At 49.3% G+C, this 20,654-nt stretch carries 18 protein-coding genes and 4 tRNA genes; 1 reads left to right on the forward strand and 21 read right to left on the reverse strand.

What is annotated here, in order from left to right:
• Positions 1-5: 5 nt before the first annotated feature.
• From MHI42_RS14085 to MHI42_RS14185, 21 genes are all read right to left on the reverse strand, one after another.
• A complete protein-coding gene (locus MHI42_RS14085; RefSeq protein WP_342424197.1) occupies positions 6-1,028 on the reverse strand; it encodes an SAF domain-containing protein in 1,023 nt (340 codons plus the stop codon).
• Positions 1,029-1,073: 45 nt separating this feature from the next.
• On the reverse strand, positions 1,074-1,427 hold the full coding sequence (locus MHI42_RS14090) for a hypothetical protein (RefSeq protein ID WP_342424198.1): 354 nt from the start codon (positions 1,425-1,427) through the stop codon (positions 1,074-1,076).
• A gap of 20 nt (positions 1,428-1,447) precedes the next feature.
• Positions 1,448-2,899 (reverse strand): hypothetical protein, encoded by a 1,452-nt coding sequence (locus MHI42_RS14095; RefSeq protein WP_342424199.1) that lies wholly within the window; start codon positions 2,897-2,899, stop codon positions 1,448-1,450.
• Between the two features lie 28 nt (positions 2,900-2,927).
• Positions 2,928-3,179, reverse strand: coding sequence for a hypothetical protein (locus MHI42_RS14100; RefSeq protein WP_042134268.1), 252 nt, complete (start codon positions 3,177-3,179; stop codon positions 2,928-2,930).
• The gene (locus MHI42_RS14105; RefSeq protein WP_342424200.1) at positions 3,148-3,906 is read right to left on the reverse strand and encodes a hypothetical protein; all 759 of its coding nucleotides are present in this window, start codon (positions 3,904-3,906) and stop codon (positions 3,148-3,150) included. The genes MHI42_RS14100 and MHI42_RS14105 overlap by 32 nt, the downstream gene beginning before the upstream one ends.
• A 20-nt stretch (positions 3,907-3,926) precedes the next feature.
• A complete protein-coding gene (essC, locus tag MHI42_RS14110) occupies positions 3,927-7,916 on the reverse strand; it encodes a type VII secretion protein EssC (protein ID WP_342424201.1) in 3,990 nt (1,329 codons plus the stop codon).
• A gap of 611 nt (positions 7,917-8,527) precedes the next feature.
• Positions 8,528-8,701: a hypothetical protein gene (locus MHI42_RS14115; RefSeq protein ID WP_342424202.1), complete on the reverse strand. Its 174-nt coding sequence runs from the start codon at positions 8,699-8,701 to the stop codon at positions 8,528-8,530.
• 240 nt (positions 8,702-8,941) lie between these two features.
• Positions 8,942-9,024: transfer RNA gene (locus MHI42_RS14120), tRNA-Leu, on the reverse strand.
• Between the two features lie 56 nt (positions 9,025-9,080).
• Positions 9,081-9,155, reverse strand: a tRNA-Glu gene (locus tag MHI42_RS14125).
• Between the two features lie 171 nt (positions 9,156-9,326).
• A complete protein-coding gene (gene ald, locus MHI42_RS14130; protein ID WP_342424203.1) occupies positions 9,327-10,463 on the reverse strand; it encodes an alanine dehydrogenase in 1,137 nt (378 codons plus the stop codon).
• 206 nt (positions 10,464-10,669) lie between these two features.
• A complete protein-coding gene (locus MHI42_RS14135; RefSeq protein WP_042134262.1) occupies positions 10,670-11,866 on the reverse strand; it encodes an ABC transporter substrate-binding protein in 1,197 nt (398 codons plus the stop codon).
• Between the two features lie 75 nt (positions 11,867-11,941).
• Positions 11,942-12,643 (reverse strand): ABC transporter ATP-binding protein, encoded by a 702-nt coding sequence (locus MHI42_RS14140; RefSeq protein ID WP_042134260.1) that lies wholly within the window; start codon positions 12,641-12,643, stop codon positions 11,942-11,944.
• Between the two features lie 4 nt (positions 12,644-12,647).
• Positions 12,648-13,430 (reverse strand): ABC transporter ATP-binding protein, encoded by a 783-nt coding sequence (locus MHI42_RS14145; RefSeq protein WP_171717811.1) that lies wholly within the window; start codon positions 13,428-13,430, stop codon positions 12,648-12,650.
• The gene (locus MHI42_RS14150; RefSeq protein ID WP_171717810.1) at positions 13,399-14,367 is read right to left on the reverse strand and encodes a branched-chain amino acid ABC transporter permease; all 969 of its coding nucleotides are present in this window, start codon (positions 14,365-14,367) and stop codon (positions 13,399-13,401) included. Before MHI42_RS14150 ends, MHI42_RS14145 begins: the two co-directional genes overlap by 32 nt.
• A 12-nt stretch (positions 14,368-14,379) precedes the next feature.
• A complete protein-coding gene (locus MHI42_RS14155; RefSeq protein WP_039296535.1) occupies positions 14,380-15,285 on the reverse strand; it encodes a branched-chain amino acid ABC transporter permease in 906 nt (301 codons plus the stop codon).
• 473 nt (positions 15,286-15,758) lie between these two features.
• The gene (locus MHI42_RS14160) at positions 15,759-16,841 is read right to left on the reverse strand and encodes a Gfo/Idh/MocA family oxidoreductase (RefSeq protein ID WP_342424204.1); all 1,083 of its coding nucleotides are present in this window, start codon (positions 16,839-16,841) and stop codon (positions 15,759-15,761) included.
• An 18-nt stretch (positions 16,842-16,859) separates the two neighbouring features.
• Complete coding sequence (locus MHI42_RS14165) at positions 16,860-17,777, reverse strand: helix-turn-helix domain-containing protein (protein ID WP_342424205.1); 918 nt, start codon at positions 17,775-17,777, stop codon at positions 16,860-16,862.
• 42 nt (positions 17,778-17,819) lie between these two features.
• Positions 17,820-18,824: a Gfo/Idh/MocA family oxidoreductase gene (locus MHI42_RS14170; RefSeq protein WP_342424206.1), complete on the reverse strand. Its 1,005-nt coding sequence runs from the start codon at positions 18,822-18,824 to the stop codon at positions 17,820-17,822.
• Between the two features lie 203 nt (positions 18,825-19,027).
• Positions 19,028-19,116: transfer RNA gene (locus MHI42_RS14175), tRNA-Ser, on the reverse strand.
• A gap of 6 nt (positions 19,117-19,122) precedes the next feature.
• A tRNA-Asn gene (locus MHI42_RS14180) sits at positions 19,123-19,198 on the reverse strand.
• A gap of 104 nt (positions 19,199-19,302) precedes the next feature.
• Entirely contained in the window at positions 19,303-20,055 is a 753-nt protein-coding gene (locus MHI42_RS14185) for an MBL fold metallo-hydrolase (protein WP_342424743.1), read from the reverse strand.
• Between the two features lie 133 nt (positions 20,056-20,188).
• On the opposite strand from MHI42_RS14185, the gene MHI42_RS14190 reads away from it, so the two are divergent.
• The gene (locus tag MHI42_RS14190; protein WP_342424207.1) at positions 20,189-20,617 is read left to right on the forward strand and encodes an Lrp/AsnC family transcriptional regulator; all 429 of its coding nucleotides are present in this window, start codon (positions 20,189-20,191) and stop codon (positions 20,615-20,617) included.
• Positions 20,618-20,654: the final 37 nt, after the last annotated feature.

Below are 20,654 nucleotides of genomic sequence, written 5' to 3' on the forward strand. Positions count from 1 at the left end.
ATCTGTCACTCTCCTTCCAGCAGACTGTCTTCGCCTGTAGCTTCTGTATTCGTTCCGCCTGCCGAACTCTGGTCTGCGCTGGAATCCACAGGTGCCTGATTACTCTGGTCAATGATTCCGTTAACCGATTGGCTGTTGTCCACTTGGGCAGCCTCAGCGGCTGCAGCTCCCTGCTCCGATTTCCGCTTAATCACACCACTGCCGCTAGGGGCGTCGGCCCCGACACGTATGTTATCTTCATCTTCAAGGGCTTCAAGCCGTTTCTCCAGCTCTTTACGCAGATCCTCAGCCAGGCTCCACTTGGCCTGATCAATAATAAAGGGATTGCTTTTAATGACTTTCAATACATCCAGGTTAGGCACATAATTCACTACCGGCTCGGGCTGAAGCTCAGGCTCCACATACTGCTTCATATACAGCTCAGCATTGTTAATATAGGCATCCACTAAGGCTGCCTGAAGCAGCTGTGCTTCTTCTTCACTATCGTTGAAGAATGTATACTGATTCCCCAGATCAACATCCTCGAGCGATTTCTTTCCAACAACTATGTAATCCTCACCGTTAGGAAATACGATTCGGATATCGACAACATCCCGTTTGGTCAGCCGCAGCGGAAGCTTGATATACTCTGTCTCTTCCTTACGTTCCGAAGGCTCAAGTCTCGCCTCATCACGCACCATCTCAGTAGTTACCGCTGTCCCCGGCATGGCATTGATCTTCAGGTATTTGCCGACGATCCCCTTGGAATCGCCGATCAGATTGTCCGGAGAAGAGAATTTGGGAAGCTTCTCTGCCATTACATCCTCTGCGGTAATTGCCTCACCGGCAAGCTTGGCGGAGACGAGAACATAGGCTGTCTGGGACTGGTCCATATACCGCTGCAGGACATCATCCTTATCCGCCAGTTGTGCTTCATAAGCGGCCCGCTCATCAATTAGCCTGGCATTGTAGTGACGGTAGGTTGCGAACCATACCCCGGATGTTGCGACGGCAACAAGACAACCTGAAATTATCGTGTATCTCAACATTTTTTTCCGCTTGCGTACTGCCACTTCATGACCTCATTTCTACTGCTATTTGATTTTCCCTGTCTTTTTCGCTGCAGCTGCAGCTGCTGCTTCAGCCGCAGCCTTTTCACTGGCTTGCCGCTGTGCTTCCTTCACTCTTGCAGCCTCCGCCTCTTCTGTCCGCTGTAATTCAGTTGCATAACTCATCATTTCCGATTCAATCTGGACAATGGCGGCCTTGAATTGATTCATTTTCTTAATCCATTCTGTGCAATGCTGCTTAAACTCCTCACCGCCCATATCTACCCAGTAATCAGATACGCCTCCGATCGCAGTACTCATCTTGTCGCTGCATTCCTGGGCAGGAGCCAGCAGCTGATGGCAATTAAAAGCCAAACTTCTAACCAAACCTGAATTCATAGCAGCCTCCTAGTTATGAATTAACGGCTCTCCGGAACAAATGAGAAACCAATACCTATTAACAGCAAAGTCACAAATAATACCGTTCCTGCGATGATCCAGAACAGCGTTTGCTTACGGATAAGCTTCTTCTGGACGGTCAACAGCTTCATAACCCAAGCGACCGCCGCTTTATCCGGATAGAGCGGGTCCTGATGCGCCGGCATCAATGTTGCTTCAATTTCCGGGAAATCCTTCTTTAGCACTTGCAGCACTTCCTGATGCCCGTTCTCCAGCAGCAGTCTGCATCGCTTGCGTTCAAACGGGTTCAGGGTATTCAGCTTCTCTTTCAGCAGTTCATATTTCCACATAGCCCCGTTGCCTATCATCATTGGAATTTGTGAGTTCCACCACAGCTCCAGCCCGCCAGTCCCCTTCCGTTCACGGTGAATATCGAGCCAAAGAATGATATGTGTGAAGCCGCTGGCCAGAAGCTCGGACATATCCCAGGAATATCCGCGGCGGTAAAAAGTAACGCCTTCATATTCAAACATAGTGGACACGGAGTCTTCTTTCTCACCTTTAAATACAATCTGTTCAAGTGAGCCGATTTCCGGCCGGTCATCTCCGCAGACCAGTGGCTTCCAGCCCAATTCAGCCAGTCCTGCCGCAACCAGAAAAGCAGCTGCACCTACATCCTCTTCCCCGCCAACGCCGCACACCCCAATAACGAGGGGAACATTGCTGCCCAGTATTCTCTGACCCGTTACAGGCGGAGTTTGCTCCTCAGACGGTAGGGATTGCTCCAGGCTTTCCAGCGTTCCTGTTACGGAAGGTGCCGGAGACTCTGTTCTTGCCGGAGGCCTTGACCTTGTTGCAGTAGCCGCTGTGGCTGGACGCGCAGCATTGGCAGCCCTCCCGGTGTTACCTGCCGGAGCTTGCGGAGCGGCTGCGGGCTGCGGGCGGGTAAGCGACTGGACCGCTCTTACGGGAGCGGGCGGAAGCTCTTCCCTTACCGGAGCAGAGGTAGTTGCTGCCGATTGGCCTCTAAAGGAGAAAAGCCCCTTCTTCTTTCCTAGGATATGGTAGTAATCCCTTGTTGTTTTCTTTTCCTTAATCCAGTTCAGCAGATCATCGCCCTGGAATTCGGTGGTGAACTGCAGATCATGAATGTTCATATTTACCATAGACCGGATGAACTCAATATCTGTACGCAGCGCAGGGTCCAGCTGTACAATCAGTCTTGTATGCTTGAGATACTTGCGGATCAGTGTCATGAATCCGGTAATATCAGCAGCCTTAACCGGTGTACCCAGACCCGCTCCGCCCTCCATGATTACGATTGAGGAAGGATCGACCTCTTTACTGCTGAACCCGCTGATAAAGCTATGTAAGGTGGAGTGCTTACCTGAAATAACGTAGCCCTCATGCTCCAGAGCCCTTGACAGAAGCATAATGAGTTCAGGTGAGCAAACTAAATGTACGCTTTTCATAAGAAACCTCCTCGGGTAATTCACCCGCTTAGTAAGGTAATATCCGGATAATTGACCCGTCTCCTTGAATTACATCTGCCAGAAGCACCTGCAGTCCAAGCTCCGACCATCCCTCTCCAGTACTGCTGACCTCACATTTAAATTCCCAATCATCGGGGAGCCAGTTTGCCTGCTTCAGAAGCTCCACACATTCCCCCGCCGTAAGGAAGAGCGACACCTCCAGATCGAGCTCCTTCTCTCCTTTGCCTTTAAACTGAAATGTTGTTAATGCTGTCGACATATACGGCCTCCTCTGAGCGATGTGTCTCTTGCAGCCAAGCTATTAATCCCTCTACCGCTGCTGCAAAATGAACAGGAGTTCTCATGACTCGTTCCTCTGTCCCGCGTTGCAGCAGCGACATATGATCTTCATGTATCAGCAAATTCAGTTCACGTTGTACTTGTACCTTCTCCTCAGTGCATTGGATTTCCGCCAGAGAGAGTACTGATGCACCGGCCAACAGCATTTCTTCCACCCATTTTTCCAGGTCAGACTCTTTATCTGCAGCAAGGAATTGTTCTGAGTTACCCAGACCTTGCACTAACGGGGTTCTGTTCACTACCTGGAACACCAGCTCATGCCACGCATAAATTTCCTGCACTTTATAGCTGCTGCCATCCGGCTGATGTTCAAGCTCAAACCAGGTGCCGTCCCGGAAGAAATAGTAGACCTTAAGCGTCTGCTGATGCTTTTGTATAATCTGACACAGATATGCCGTACTGCCTGAGGCGATACGGATAAATTCATGAAGCCCTTCCTTCACTTGCGCGTTCCCCATAAAATCAGTCTCCAGATACCCTTTCCTTTCAAGCGATCTCATCTGTGCATCCATAAGGGAACGCAGACTGCGCTCAGACTCAGCCTTGAGATCCGTATCCAGTCCCGGAAAGCTACTTCCTCCCGTTAATGCCGTCAGATAGATAATTTCCAGAGCATGCAATTCAAACACTTCACGAGCTGGTTTCATTGCTTCCTTCACCTGCTTATCTAAAGTTCTGTTATCATTTTGAGCCGCCGGATTACCCCTTCTGTAAGCAGCATCGCCTCACTGGCATCCATTCCCCTATTAAGCTCGTCGTAATCCAGGTGTTCCATCACGCCAGCATAGCACGTGTGATCGCTTGGTGCTCCGCCCGACAACAGCGCATTTCCACTGTTAATCAGTTCACCCGCAAGTTCAGTGGTTAATTGCATTTTACTCAGCTCAACAGCATTGCTGCCGACCATCAGGAGCACACCCAGCCTGCCGCCAAATCTCGCAATCCGCTCTAGGTGATCCAGGGATTCATTGTCCATCAGATCAAAGGCTGATTTGAAATGCGGCATCAGAATTACGAGAAGCGGGTATTTGGACAGGATATAACCAGCTTCGTCAAATGCCCCAGGCTCCGGAGAATCGGCAGAGGCCTGCCGGGCATCATTTTTTCGCAGCTGCAGCTGTTCAATGAGTGATTGTGTAAGTTCCAGGAACGCTTCAGCCGTGTCCATATAACGGGTAAGCACAGGGTTGGCCCTCAGGCCCGCCAAGTTGGCCACACCGCTGTCGAGCAGATAGAATTCCTTAGTGACCTGGTCTGCCGAATCATGAAAAGTTTGCACTAATGAGTTGAACCTGAAATCCACCTGCTGCAAGCCGGTGTACGATACAACAAAGTTACTGACATGCTTGATATTGATCGCTGCCGGAAGTGTGGTATTCCAATCCAACCCTACCGGTACAAGATATTCTCCATCCTCCGGTTGCGCCTTGGAGGCGCACTCCAGAAGCTCTTCCAGCGAAAGCTTATCCGGAATTACGGCAATACCTACCGGTTCAATCTCTCCGGCCACAGCCTTCATCTCTGCACTAATCCTGCGGAGTGAGGCTGCAACCTGATCATCTGAGCTGCCTTCCCCCGGAAGTGCAGTATGGAATTCCAGAATCCGGTTATCTTTGAGCAGCCCGCGTCCCACAGTACTCGTTGGCTCCATCCCGTCCGTTCGGCCCAAAATGCTGCTGTAATCCAGCCTGTCAGACATTTGGAACACCAGAGCCTGCTTGACATTCTGACTGATCCGGTAAGGATAGGAGCTGACAGCATTGGCTGCAAATACAAAATAAATCCCGTAGTTTCCGCCTTCACGAACCAGCTTCGCCAGATCTAATACATGGTCATCGTACGCTTCCGCAAATCCGGTGTAGTTATCAAGGAGAATAACAATGTATGGAACCTTGTCACCAGTTGCTGCGCAGTAAGACACCAGATTACTAATGCCAAGCTGCGAGAATTTACGTTTGCGTTCATCCAATTGGGACAACAGCCAGCTGATCAGTTTAGCAAGCTTCTGTTCCTCCTCAGGATAAATAATATCGCCCAGATGAGGCAGCTCATGAAAGACACCCAGTGTCCGTGTACCGAAATCCAATATGTAAAAATGCACGTATTCAGGATCATATTTCAGGGCAAGCGACATAATAATGGTCTTCAAAAGCATGGTTTTGCCGCTGCTCGGCGCCCCGTACACAAGCATATGTCCATTCAGGTTAAAATTAATGTCCAGATTGTATTGATCCTGATCTGCAGGGTTATCTACCCGCCCAACGGTTGCTGTCAGATTATCCGTTGGCTGCTGCCAGTGGACTCCATTCCAGATTTGCTGCGGCTCCAGCACTTCCGTAAGCAGGAGAGTCTCCGGAAGCGGAGGAAGCCACAACTGGAAGGCCTCCCGGATGGAGTGCTCGGCCGAAAGGGCAGCGATGTGATTAACCACTGCCTGAAGCTCACTTAGTTGCGAAGCCCCTTCACCACTCTTCACCTTCGGCAGCAGGGATCTCCGCTCACCGCCCAGGGTGACAATATCCATCTGAGGTCTTTCATCGCCCGCCGAATCACCACCAGCGTACGGTGCTCCGCTCCAGGAGGACTGGAATAGGGTGAAGACCTCATTATTGCCGACCTGCAAATATCCGCGGCCCTTCTCTTTGATCTCTGCCGCTTCAGGGCGTTTCAGCATTTCCTGGCTATCCGATGGTGTCTGCACCTTCAGACATAGCTTGAAACGCGAGTTACTCCAAATCTGCTCATCGACTACTCCGGATGGCTTCTGGGTTGCCAGTATTAAGTGGATACCCAAGCTTCTTCCGACCCGCGCCGCACTGACCAGCTCTTTCATGAATTCCGGCTGATCCGATTTCAGCTCCGCGAATTCATCCACCACTATGATCAGATGCGGCAACGGAAGACTGACCTCCTTGTTGCGGTACAGGATGATGTAATTATCAATGCTGGTTACACCGGCATCACTGAACAACCGTTGTCTGCGCAGCAATTCGCTTTTGATGGATGCGAGTGCGCGGTTAATCTGGTTGCCGCCCAGGTTCGTGATCGTTCCTACCAGATGGGGTAGCCCCTGAAACGCATTGGCCATTCCCCCGCCCTTGTAGTCAATCAGGACAAAAGCAACCTCATGAGGATGGTAATTTACCGCCAGACCCAGCAGCAGGGATTGTAGCAGCTCACTCTTCCCTGAACCGGTGGTTCCGGCAACCAATCCATGCGGACCGTAGCTTTTTTCATGCATATCGAACAGCAGGGACTTCCCGCCCGCCCCGAGTCCCAAGGGAATAGACAGCGTCCGGTTGGCCTGATTCTTAGACCAGCGCTGTAGCACATTCAGCTCCTCCACCTGCTCTACCTCAAAGCTCTCCATGAAGGTGACCATTGACGGAATATAACTGTTATTTTGCCCCTCCTTGATTCTAAGCGGAGATAACGAACGGGCAAAAAACTCTGAATGCTGCTTATCCAGAGAATCAACTGTAAAATGATCTGCTAAATGATTTAATAGCTGCTTCGTATCTTTGCGGACCATTCCTTTACCGTCCCTGATTTCAAGAATGGCCTGGCAGTTCAGCGGCAGCGCAACATCTATCTTCTCAGAGATAAAAATACTCGTCGCGCCAAGCACAGAATTATTGGACAGCAAAACCTTCATCATTTCTGTGCTATCCCACAATTCAGGAGCAAACACCAGGAATACATAATGTGGGGTCTGCAGCGTCTGCAAGCCATAGCCGCTCTGGCCGCTTTCCTCTCTTTTTCTAAGGACCGGGAGCAGTTCATCGGCAAAATTGGAGGCTTCGTAAGAGGTCGTAGCCAAACTTCTAAATCTCCGGCCTTTGTCCCATGTATGGGGAAGCCATTTCAGCCATGCCCAGTGTTCCAGATCCTCAGGCTGCATCACACATACGATTCTTACGTCATCGTAGCCCTGATGTGTAGTCAGATGAACGATAGCTGCATTCAGAAAATCGCGAACCTCCCGCTTTCTGCCGAATATGCCAAGCGTATTAATATTGCTAAGCGGAATGTACACAGGAATGTCTCTTACGAAATACATTTCTTCGCAGATTTTGGCAGCGATTTCTTCAAGCGGATTATCGTCGTCGATTGCTTTGGTTCTGGGGCTGTATGTAGGTACCAGTGAAATGGGCTGTATCCCCACTCCGATCCGGATATTCAAGAAATCATCTTCAATTGCCGTTCTCTCCCATAGCTGCTTGCTTCTGCCGCGGACGATTTCAATACAGCTGGAGATATCCGGATGTATGTATGTATAAGCCTCACGCTGCGTACTGGCAGCATTTTGCAGCTCATTGCGGACTTGGAATAAATAATTCAGATATTTCTTCTCCAGCTTCTTATTTTGCTCCAGATGCTTCTTCACACTGGATTTGTAATTCATCACCGAGATCATAACTGTTAGAAACGTCATACTCATCGTCGAGATCAGCATCGTATACGACCTGGTCAAGGTTGACATGAAAATTGCAATCAGCATCATCCCGATCGGCGGAATAATAATGGTCAGCCAGGAGAAGGTCGGTTTGCCCGAAGGCTTGGCAGGATCCTCCAGAGCCAGTTCGCCTTCCGGGTAGCCAGGTTTAATTCTAGGGGTTCTTTGTACCTGATTGGTTAGCATTTCTTGTACGCTCATTTTTTTCATCACCACTGGATAGGAATTTTGGATTACTAAGCTTATTTAATTTAAAATTTTTAATAAAAAAATATAAAATTTCATTAATTTGGGATTTATATTTAGCATTATCGGTAATCCTCGACAATAGTTTATATTTTCCATAACATTTATTGTTAATATAGTTCATTAATCCCTAATTAGTTGCCATTCTCTTTAACGCATTAAAATTAACAGAGTATAAAGATATAGTTCCATAGCCACGCTGCTCATTTCTGCAGGCACCGGAATTATGCATAACGGCATATTTACTTTTTCAACCCAACCTCAACACCATTTACCATCCGTTTTATATTTTTACTTAAAATGTATTTATTCTTCAGTACACCTCTGTCAAACTTTTTTATTTAGTTATCAGCCACTGCCGGCTTCTCTGCTCCAGGACTTCAATACTATGAATAATGACTGCGCCAAAACTATTCTATTGTCCTATTAAACTAAAATACCTGCGGGAATTTACTTCTTCACCTCAAGTTTTGTAGTACTCAAAAAACAAATAGGCCGCCAAAATGGCGGCCTATTCTTCTACGATCAGCCCAAGAGGGCTGATGCCCGGCATCAGGAAAACGGAACTACGATTCTGGTGAGAAAGGCCGCTCCGAGCAGCCATCGATCCGCATGCTTTCGATGACCTCGGTAGGCACAGAGGAGCGGATGAACTGGGTCATGAAGAATACGCCGAAGGTATTATTCAGTCCGGCCAGAATCAGCGGCGCATGGGTGTTATTCAGGTGGAACCACTTCATCTCTATGAATTACAAAATTCATTGCAGCCCCCCCGTTCCTGTTGATTTTCTGATATATATGCAGGTATAAAGGAACATGAAGGCGCCATCAATGGAAATACCTTCCTAAATGTGGGATGACAATAACTCGCATACAACAACAAAAAGCAACTCATCCGGAGACAAGTCGCTATTCTAAACGCTCTATTTATATAACAAAAAACCCTTGAATCATCAAGGGTTTCCTGCTCATTGCAATTATGCGGTAGAGAGGACTCGAACCTCCACGGGTATACACCCACTACCCCCTCAAGATAGCGTGTCTGCCATTCCACCACTACCGCATATTGAGGCTTCATCGAACCCAGGGAATTCTCATCCCTTCAATCGAAGAAGATTATGGTGACTCGTATGGGATTCGAACCCATGTTACCTCCGTGAAAGGGAGGTGTCTTAACCCCTTGACCAACGAGCCAGATGATAAGTTTGTGTGTTTGTCACAACAAAAATGAGTATATCAAACCTCACTAAATTTGACAAGCCTTTTTTCAAAAGAAAATATCAGGGAGAAATACGGCGTGCAGCTTCCGCTTCTCCCCATCCCAGCCCCGCCTTCCCGCGAGACCGAAACTATATTTCCCCCTTCTTAAATACGTCCGCCAGCGGCAGCTAGGACGCGGATTCCATCCGCGCAGTCATAGCCCAGACTCTGCGCTACTGCGGGATTCGTTACGTGTCCAGCCACCACATTCAAGCCGCGGGCAAGCGCCGCATTGTTAACCGCAGCCACATGAATGCCATGATTGGCAATCTGCAGCGCATAAGGGATTGTCACATTGGTCAGCGCCAGTGTAGAGGTCCGGGCGACCGCCCCCGGCATATTGGCCACCGCATAGTGCACCACGCCATGCTTCACATAGGTCGGGTTCTCATGGGTTGTAATCCGGTCGATGGTCTCAATCGAGCCGCCTTGATCAATCGCCACGTCCACGATCACAGAACCCTCTGCCATTTGCTGCACCATATACTCTTTGACCAGCTTCGGCGCACGGGCACCGGGAATCAGTACAGCCCCGATCAGCAGATCGGCTTTGCGGACAGCCTGCTCAAGATGATAAGAATCCGACATCACTGTAACGAGCCTTCCGCCAAAAATATCATCCAAAGCCCGCAGCCGGTTCGCATTCAGATCCAGGACTGTCACGCGTGCCCCCATCCCCAGGGCAATCTTCGCCGCATTGGTGCCGACAATACCGCCGCCGACAATCACTACCTCTCCAGGCTGTACTCCCGGCACACCGCCCAGCAGGACGCCTTTGCCTCCCTGCGGCTTCTCCAGTAGCCCGGCACCGATCTGCACAGCCATCCGTCCGGCAACCTCGCTCATCGGGATCAGCAGCGGCAGGGAGCCATCTTCAAGCTGGATGGTCTCATACCCTACCGCCGTCACCCCGCCCTCCACAAGCGCCTTGGTCAGAACCGCCTCCGGCGCCAGATGCAGGTATGTGAAGAGAATCAGGCCTTTGCGGAAATAAGCATATTCCTCCGGCAGAGGCTCCTTCACTTTAATGATCATCTCCGCCTTGCCCCAGACTTCCGCAGCGGTGTCCAGAACATCAGCACCTTTGTCCAGGTATTCCTGGTCATCGAAGCCGCTGCCTGTGCCGGCAGAGGCCTGGACGAACACTTCATGCCCCGCCTTCCGGAGTGCTTCTACCCCGGCCGGGGTTATGGCGACGCGGTTCTCATTATTCTTGATTTCTGCGGGTACGCCAACAATCATGCTGATTCCCCCTAAAAGTTTTGTGAGCAAAACTCGCTTCAGAAGCACAGGCTTAGTTTGGTGAGCATAGCCTTCCTGTGATATGCGAAAAGAAAGGCTCAGAATTGAGCCTTTCTCTTCTCAGCTAAGGTGATGCAGGCGGCCGCACGGCCTCCTGCGGTTTAGAACCCCAATTCCATTCACCTTAGTATATGCGGATTTCCTTCTTAAGGATTAACCTTTGTTTCGAAGGTCTGTTTACCGTCAACGAATTTCAGAACGACAGCCGCTTTAACCGGGTCATGTGTTTCGTTCAGGGTAATTTTGCCTGTTGCGAGCTGCAGATCTTTGGTTGCTGCCAAAGCTTCTGTAATTTTGGCCGGATCAGCTTCACCGGCACGGGTGATGGCATCAGCCACCAGCTTCAGTGCATCGTAACCAAGGGCAGCCATACCATCCGGAACAGCACCGCCATTAGCTGCTTTGTAGGCTTCAACGAAGCTGGTTACTTCAGTAGCTGTATCTTCAGGCGAGTAGTGATTAGACATGTAAGTGTTCTCCAAGGCTTCTGCACCAGCGATTTCAGCCAGCTGCGGAGAATCCCATCCGTCGCCGCCCAGGAATGGAACGGTGATGCCCATCTCACGGGCCTGTTTCACGATTTTACCAACCTCTTCATAGTAGCCCGGCAGGTAAATTACATCGGGGTTAGCTGCTTTGATACGTGTCAGAACGGCTTTGAAGTCAGAGTCTTTCTGTTGGTAGGACTCCTGGCTCAGCACTTCGCCGCCTTTAGCTTTGAAGGTCTCTTCGAAGAACTTCTGCAGACCTTTGGAGTAGTCACTCGAAGTATCTGTATAGATTACTGCTTTTTTGGCTTTCAGGGAGTCGATTGCAAAGTTCGCCATCACTTCACCTTGGAATGGATCGATAAAGGCTGCGCGGAACACATATTCATTCACATTGCCACTGCGCTCATCTACAGTAACTTTAGGGTTGGTGGCACCTACTGCAACGAGTGGAATCTTCTTCTCGGTAGCAACCGGAACGATACCCAGCGTATTGGTAGAAGTGGAAGCACCAATGATTGTAACAACCTTATCATTGGTAATCAGCTTTTGTGCTGCTTGCGTTGCTTCTTCAGACTTCGAAGCGTTATCGGCAATTACCAGTTCCAACTGCTTACCAAGAATCCCGCCTGCTGCGTTGATCTCATCAACAGCCAGCTTCGCGCCCTTCGATGCGGAGTCGCCGAAAGAAGCTTGACCGCCTGTGAGCTCAAGGTCAGCCCCGATTTTGATTGTGCCTGCGGCAGCATTTCCGCCGCTTGCAGAGTTACCGCTGTTCTCTGTGTTGTTGCCACAGCCCGATGCTAATACCGCAGTCAGTACTGTCGACAAAATAATGGCCCCAATTTTCTTCATTGTTTCTCCCAGCCTCCCGAATAATTAATTTTTATATGTTGTTTCTGTGATGCTGCTGTAGTTAGGCGTATCTGTTTAGTGACCAAGATAAGCCATTTTGATTTCATCGGAATCGGCCAATTCCTTGGCGTCTCCTTCAAGCACTACCCTGCCTGTCTCCAGAACATAGGCACGGTCAGCGATTTTGAGCGCCTGATGTGCATTCTGCTCAACCAGCAGCACAGTGGTTCCGGCGTCATTGACTTCTTTGATGATTTTGAAAATATCCTGGACCAGCAGCGGCGCCAGCCCCATGGACGGTTCATCCAGCAGCAGCAGCTTGGGGTGACCCATAATCGCCCGCCCCATGGCAAGCATCTGCTGTTCCCCGCCGGACAGCGTTCCGGCCTGTTGCTTCTTACGTTCCAGCAGACGCGGGAAGGTATTGTAGACTCTCTGGAAGTCAGCTGCCAGGCTGCTGGAATCCTGCAGATAAGCACCCAGCTCCAGGTTCTCCTCAACGGACATATTCGCGAAGACACGGCGTCCTTCAGGACAATGAATCAGCCCTTCCTTAACAATCGCTTGAACACTTTGATTGACAATCGATTTATCCAGGAATTCGATACTTCCTGTCTTGGGTTTAAGCAGCCCCGAAAGCGTCTTGAGCAGCGTTGACTTGCCGGCGCCATTGGCACCGATCAGTGTAACGATCTCTCCCTGCTTCACGTTGATGCTGAGATCCTTCAAGGCATGAATAGCTCCGTAATAAACATTGATTCCTTGTACTGTAAGCATAGTTCTACGCCTCCTGTCCCAAATACGCTTCGATAACCTTCGGATTATTCCGGATTTCCACCGGAGTTCCGTCAGCGATAAGGATACCGCGGTCCAGGACGTAAATCCGGTTGCAGACACCCATAACCAGTGACATATCATGCTCGATCAGCAGAATGGTAAGGTCGAATTCTTCACGGATCCAGGCTATCAGATTCATCAGATCACGTGTCTCGTTCGGGTTCATCCCGGCCGCAGGCTCATCGAGCAGCAGCAGCTTGGGTCCGGCCGCAAGCGCGCGGGCAATCTCAAGGCGGCGCTGGTTACCATAGCTCAGATTGCTGGCTACCTCTTGACTCTGATCGGCAAGATTGAATATTTTGAGGATATCCATCGCCTTCTGAGTGATTTCGTCCTCTCCCTTGAAATGCTTCGGCAAACGGAGCATAGAAGAGAACAATGAGTGTTTCGCATGCTGATGAAAAGCAATTTTGACATTCTCCAGCACAGTCATAGCCGTAAATAAGCGGATGTTCTGGAACGTACGGGCGGCACCCTTATGGTTGATTTTGTAAGGCTTCATCCCGCCAATGGATTCGTTATTTAGAAGAATGCTGCCCGATGAGGGTGGGTACACCCCGGTCAGCAGATTGAATAATGTTGTTTTGCCGGCACCGTTGGGTCCGATCAGACCGATCAGTTCACCTTTATCAATATGAAGGGAAACATCACTGACTGCCTTAAGTCCGCCAAAGGATCGGCTGGCCTCCTTAACGTCAAGGAGCACTGCTGCCTTCGATTGCGTCATTTGCCTTAGCCTCCTTTTTGCCGAACTTGCCGAATGAGAATTTGGTTGTGCCCAGCAGGCCGCTCGGGCGGAAGATCATCATCAGGATGAGCACAATGGAGTAAATAATCATGCGCCATTCCGGGAATTCACGTAAGTAGGTGTAGAGCAGGGTAACGAACACCGCTCCGACGATGGAACCAGCCGTGCTGCCAAGTCCCCCGAGAACAACCATAACGATAATTTCAAACGACTTCAGGAAGTTGAAACTGCCCGGTGTAATAACGTAGAACGTATGAGCTGACAGCCCGCCTGCAATCCCGGCAAACAAGGCGCCGATGGTGAAAGCGATAATTTTGTAGCGTGTCGTATTAATACCCATAGCCTCTGCTGCAATTTCATTCTCACGGATAGCAATACATGCCCGGCCGTGTGTAGATCTAATGAAGTTATTAATCAGAACCACAGAAATCAGGGTGAAGAAGAATAACATCGTCCATGTTGTTTTGGCAGGGATACCGCTGAGCCCTGAAGCCCCGCCGACGAATTCTGTATTCAGCATGATAATCCGGATGATTTCACCGAACCCCAGTGTGGCGATGGCAAGATAGTCACCATTAAGCCGGAGGGTAGGCATTCCGATCAATACGCCGAATACCGCTGCCAGGAGTCCGCCTGCAATAATGGCTGGAACGAATGGCACGTTGTAGTCAAGGGTAAGGATCGCCGAAGTGTATGCGCCTACGGACATAAATCCGGCATGACCAATGGAGAACTGCCCGGTAATCCCGGTAATCAGGTTGAGCGATACGGCAAGCATGATGTTAACACCAATTAGAAGCAGCATAGATTGGTTCACATCACTTAGCACTCCCGTTGTTAGAAGAACTTTAACGACTCCATAGAACGCAAGGGCAACGATAATGCCCATCCAGAACTTTTTATTTATATTTTTCACGGTAGTTCCCTCCTACACTTTCTCCCGGACATTCTTGCCAAACAGTCCGGATGGTTTAAAGATAAGGATCAGAATCAGTACCGCGAATGCCACGCCGTCACGCCATGAGGAGAATCCGAGTGAAGAAATCTCTGTCTCTACCGTTCCCAGCAGCAACCCGCCTACAAGGGCACCAGGAATACTTCCGATTCCCCCGAGCACTGCAGCTACGAAAGCTTTGAGTCCAGGCATAACGCCCATCAAAGGATCGACTGAGTTATACGTCATTCCAAAAATGACTCCGGCAGCAGCAGCGAGCGCTGAGCCGATTGCGAATGTAGCTGAAATGGTACGGTCTACGTTGATCCCCATCAATCGCGCCGCTTCCACATCGAATGATACCGCCCGCATCGCTTTACCGGTTTTGGTATAACGGACGATATACTGCAGGACAAGCATTAGAATAATCGTTGTTAGCAGAATCATTATCTGATTGGATTCCACTTGGATGGAAGAACCGAACAGATGATATTGCTTCTTCTCCATAATATCCGGGAAGCCTTGAGCCTGAGGCCCAAGAATCAATACTCCGGTATATTCAAGCAGGAAGGATACACCAATCGCAGTGATCAACGCGGCAATCCGGGTTGACTTGCGAAGCGGCTTGTAAGCCAGACGCTCTATTGTGATACCGAGCAATGCGCTGATGGTCATCGAAATGATCAGCGACAAGAGCAGGACAACGATGGGCGGCAATCCGGCATTCGCCAGATATTTGGCACTGTAGAGTCCGATGAACGAACCTACCATAAATACATCGCCGTGCGCAAAATTGATCAGTTTGATGATACCGTAAACCATAGTGTAACCAAGGGCGATCAGAGCATAGATACTGCCTACGGAAATCCCGTTAATTAGTTGCTGAATGAAGTACTCCATCGCCATCCCCTTTTCCCCATAATAATCAAAATTCCCCTTTCTCTGCCTTGCCTCTCTTTTATTTCTTTATGATGTCATTTATATTAACACAAGGGTTGGGTGTCGTCACTAATTTTTATGTGAATTAATATAAAATTCAAGATTTAATGTTATGTTACATAACATGGTATGTGTAGTATTCGGTAGGTTTTTGTTAGTTTTCGAAAAATTCGTAGAAAACGGGAGTAAAACAGAGGATTTTAAAGCAGGATAGTTTTAGGATTTGTTTCCTTTTCTTATACAATACTTTATTTTCACGCAATTAATATAACATTTGTCTCTTTACAGCATCACTCCTTCAATTTATTAAAGGGGTAACGGGTTGAACCAGCAGACTTTTTGTCGTTATTTGTCTAGAAAGCAAATAAGCTGGCACCTCTTACACCGCGAGGTCCAGCTTATTGGCCTGATATAGTCTGCAGACCGTCTAACGTTTAGTCCAAATAAACCGCCTTACCCGTCTGTGCAGATTCATAGATAGCCTCCAGAATACGGGAGACCACATAAGCCTGTTCAGGAGTCACGACCGGATCTTTATCCTCTTCAATGGCTTCAATCCACTTTCTCAATTCCACATCCGTAGCCTTCTCTGTTTTCCCTTCATAGAAAGCTACTCCTCCGGCATCGAGCTCAATTTCATTCGTGTACAGCTTACTATGCTTCTCCCCGTTAATTCTGAGACCATTCTTCATATCCGCACCCGCTTCCGTTCCGCTTAAGCTGCACTTGGCTTCATCCACATCAAGCGAATTCAGCGCCCAGCTCGCTTCCAGCGTAATCGTTGCACCATTCTCCATCACAATCATCCCGAAGGCGGAGTCTTCCACGGTGAATTTCTTCGGATCCCATGGTCCCCAGGCATTTGCAGCCTCTTCTTTCTGGGAAAGCTCATGGTATTTGGTACCCAGTACAACCTTCGGTTTGTAGTTGTCCATCATCCAGAGCGTCAGATCAAGCGCGTGGGTTCCAATATCAATAAGCGGGCCTCCGCCCTGCTTCTCCTCATCCAGGAAAACACCCCAGGTCGGAACCGCTCTCCGTCTGATCGCATGCGCTTTCGCATAATAGATATGGCCAAGCTCCCCTGCTTCGCAAACCTTTTTCAAATATAAGCTGTCTTGTCTGAACCGGTTGTCATAACCGATCGTCAGCTTCTTGCCTGTACGTTTCGCCGCCTCGGCCATACGCTTGGCATCTGCCGCTGTTTTGGCCATTGGCTTCTCACACATCACATGCTTTCCTGCTTCTAATGCCGCAATAGAGATATCTGCATGCGCATCATTTGGAGTAAGCACATGGACAATATCAATAGAAGCATCCTTCAATAATTCCTGATAGTCGGTGTAGACCACAGCATCTGCGCCTCCATATTGTTCAGCAGCTGCATCAGCCCGTTCTTTAATAATGTCGCAAAAGGCAACTACTTGGACCTTATCCTGTCTGCTCAAGCTCGGAAGATGCTTCCCGTTCGCAATGCCTCCACATCCGATAACTCCAACACGATACACTTTGCTCATATTCTCTCATCCTCACTTTTAATTTAATTTTTTGGACTTGCGGTAGGCCGCCGGGGTCATCCCGAGCCGCTTGCGGAAAACCGAATGCAGATAGGTCGCATTGGTAAACCCTTCGGACTCAGCGATCTGTTCGATTGGCAGAGTGCTAGCCTCAAGCTTGCTGCATACGGCCTCTAACCTTATATCTTCAAGAACCCGGCTGAAGGTTTTATCCGGATCGATCTGCTTAAATATCCGCTGCAGCTGCCTGGAGCTGATATTCAGCTTCTCAGCCACATTCTCCAGGGTCACAGTTGCTGAAGAATTCGCTTCCATGTATTGAATGGCATATTGATAGCGGTAGGTCAACATATCCCGGACCGGTGCCGAGGTTCCCATCCCGCCTGCATCATAAGCTCTGGTTACCTTCAATAAAATACTGATCACGAGATGTTTAATAGAAGTATAATATCCCGTAAGCTTGCCGTCGCAGGCCTCATAAGCTTCGAGAAAGCATCTCATAGCCCTGTGATAATCCTGCGCAGGTACAGGGGGAAGCCTCCTCAGCTTCTCAACGCATTCCTCGGCTTCCGCAACCTCCCATGAATCCGCATCTTCTCTGAGCTTTTCCGCAATATTGACATGCAGACACAACTCATCCATCGCCTCTTCCGGGTCCGCTTCCTGACGATGCATCACTCCCGGTCCGGTTAAGTAGAGCATTCCTTCCGATAAAGGATACCGCTGATCGCCAAGAATGACCGTTCCCTTGCCCCGCGGAATGAAATGAAATTCAAACTCAGCATGGTTGTGGAAATCAATGACCTTTCCCGGCGGAAAAGAGGTCAAATGAAACCGGAGAACAGAAATTTCATAATGTCCCCACAGGATTGAAATATCCAGTCTTTCAAGCATATCCTGCTTCTCAAACATAATCCCGAAGGGAAAATGGCTCATTGTAATCCTCCTGCTTAAGCTAAGCTCTTCATGGATGAGTGATCAGGCGTTCAATTCGGCTAACCGGATAACACGGCCTGCCTTCGCGGAGAGATTCGCCGCCTCCATTAACCTTGTAAGCTCAGTTGCGATTTGAATATTCTCGGCAGCAAGCGTGTTGCTCTGAATGTGGTTGACCCATTGTTGAAATGCACTTTCCCGGTGGCCTTGCAGAGGCATATCTATCCAGGAATCCCCTTTGTCTGGCGCTTTAGCACTTCTAACGAGCAGCTTCTCTTCAGGCGTTCCGTATAAAAGGGTTCCTTCCGTTCCATGCACCTCGATCGTAAACGGTGAGTAGCTATTCACGAACCCGGCTTCCACCACACCAATAGCCCCTGAACCGGTATAAAGCGTTGCCACCGCGTTGTCTTCCACTTCCTTACCCGTTACATATCCAAAGCTCGCGCTTACACCGGTCACCTCTTGACCCAGAAAGAGCCTGGTCAGGTACATGGGATGACAGCCAAGGTCAATTAAGGCACCGCCCTGGCATTGCTCCAAGCTAAAGAAATGCTCGGGAAGCCAGCTTGCAGTTGCACCATTATGAGATAAGCGGACTCTGACATACGTTATTTCTCCAAGCAGTCCCTGGTTTAGAATTTCTTGAACCGATAAAGTATAACCATCATTTAGACGCGGGAGGGAAACCGTTAGCTTCACCCCCTGCTCCGATACTTCTGACAGGATTTCATTGACCTCACTCAACGTTGCAGCCACAACCTTTTCGGTGAAGATGTGCTTGCCGGCTTGGGCAGCCGCAATGATGATCTCCCGGTGCAAACAGGTTGGCGCGTCGACAATAACGGCATCTATATCCTTTTGCGCAAGCAGGTCATCCAAGGAATCAAAAAACGGAACATTCAAGTTCTCTGCAGCCTTCTTACCGCGCTCCGCATCCTCGTCCCACACCGCAGCGATTACAGTATCACTATGCTCCTGAGCCTGCTTCGTATAATCCCAGGCATGCACATGCCAAAAGCTGATTTTGCCAATCCTAATGCTCATTCTCTTGCACCTCCATATATATTATTCTGACATTACCTATAAGGTATCATATAACATGCAGGTTTTTTAGTAGATAAATGCGACAATAACTATATGTAATTACGACATCAAAAGGGAAGCTGCATCGTTCAATGATCCAGAACGACCCGACTGGATGCATGCAAAAAAGGAGCTCAAAATGAGCTCCTTACGTATTAATTATACGGAGAGAGAGGGATTCGAACCCTCGCACCGCTTACGCAGTCTAACCCCTTAGCAGAGGGTCCCCTTATAGCCACTTGGGTATCTCTCCAAGTAATGGCTCCCCGAACAGGACTCGAACCTGTGACAACTCGATTAACAGTCGAGTGCTCTACCAACTGAGCTATCAGGGAACATTAACATGAACAAGGATTAATTTATCATGATTCTTTAGGTTAGTCAAGCTTAGCGAAAGAGATTGTAAGAACGTTTTCAAACTATACAAATTCCCTTGGGACTACACCCATTCTCCGTCCAATGGTACAGCGACACGGTTAAGCAGTTCCTCTTGTTCAAGGCGGAGCTTCAGCAGTTCACGGGTAACGTGGCAGTGGTTAATGGCATCCATATGAACGGCAATCACGGATGCTTCCGGGGATGCATGGCATACATCCACAATATCCTGTTCGTTCATAGTGATATTTCCTCCGCTTACGAAGCTTGCCCCACCGGCATTCACGACGATAACTTCCGGGTGATAATCATCAAGCACCTGCCGGACTTCGCCGCACCAGATGGTGTCTCCCGCCAGATACAGGTCGGGTTCTCCTTCCGCCTGGAATACGAAACCGGAGACTTTGCCCATTCTCTCCCCGATCTCTCCCGTTCCATGGCGGCCATCAGTACGCGTCAGGGTTACTCCACGCACAGAAGCTGCCGCACTGTCTTTAATCTCTGTAACTTGGGCGAAGCCCTGCGCTGTAATTTTCTCTCCATCTCCCTCCTGACATAGTACCGGAAGCTCATGCGACAAAAGCTCTGCCGCCGCTGCATCCCAGTGATCCTGGTGGAGGTGGGTCACGAGCACAGCATCCGGCTCCAGCCACTGCTCTACAGGTCCCGGTAAAGGAACCAGCGGATTCCGCTGCTCATTCGTGGTATTTATAATTGGCGGATTGACTCCCTGTGCACTCAGCATCGGATCAACCAGAAAGGTTACGCCGCCGTATTCCAGCCATAATGAGGCGTGACGGATCAGTTGGATTTTGATAATAAACACCTCTTTCTTATACTTGTGCTTGGGTTCTGCTACAATTAATTATAAATCGGCCGCAGATAAGAATACATTGTGCCGCGAAAGAGATTAGACTGTTCTACTTTCACCCGGAAAGGAAATTACACTTATGACACCCTACCTCATTGACGATACGGATTACCGCATCTTACAGCTTCTAATAGAAGACTCTACATTAAGCCATAAAGATATCGGAGCTGAGGTTCACCTGACCGGCCAAGCCGTTGGCGCGCGTATCCGCAGAATGCGGGAGCTGGAGATTATTGAAGGCTACACTATCCGCTGGAACCCGCTCCGGATCGGGCAGAATATGCATGCTTTTATTACGGTTTTTCTCAGCACCAACGCCGCTCATCTGCCCTTCCAGAACTTTGCGAAGAACCATAAGAGCGTCGCGGAGCTGTACCGCATCAGCGGGGAGGGCTGTTACTGGATGCGCGTACGCACCGTGAATCAGGAAGCGCTGACCGCTTTTCTCGATGAGCTGCTGGGATACGGCAATTACCGGGTCAACCTGGACATGGGCCAGATCAAGTAGTTCTGTGGCTGGTTGAGAGGAGGCAGAGTGAACCTTT

This window comes from Paenibacillus sp. FSL E2-0178 (genome assembly GCF_038593005.1).
Classification (GTDB): domain Bacteria; phylum Bacillota; class Bacilli; order Paenibacillales; family Paenibacillaceae; genus Paenibacillus_AQ; species Paenibacillus_AQ phytohabitans.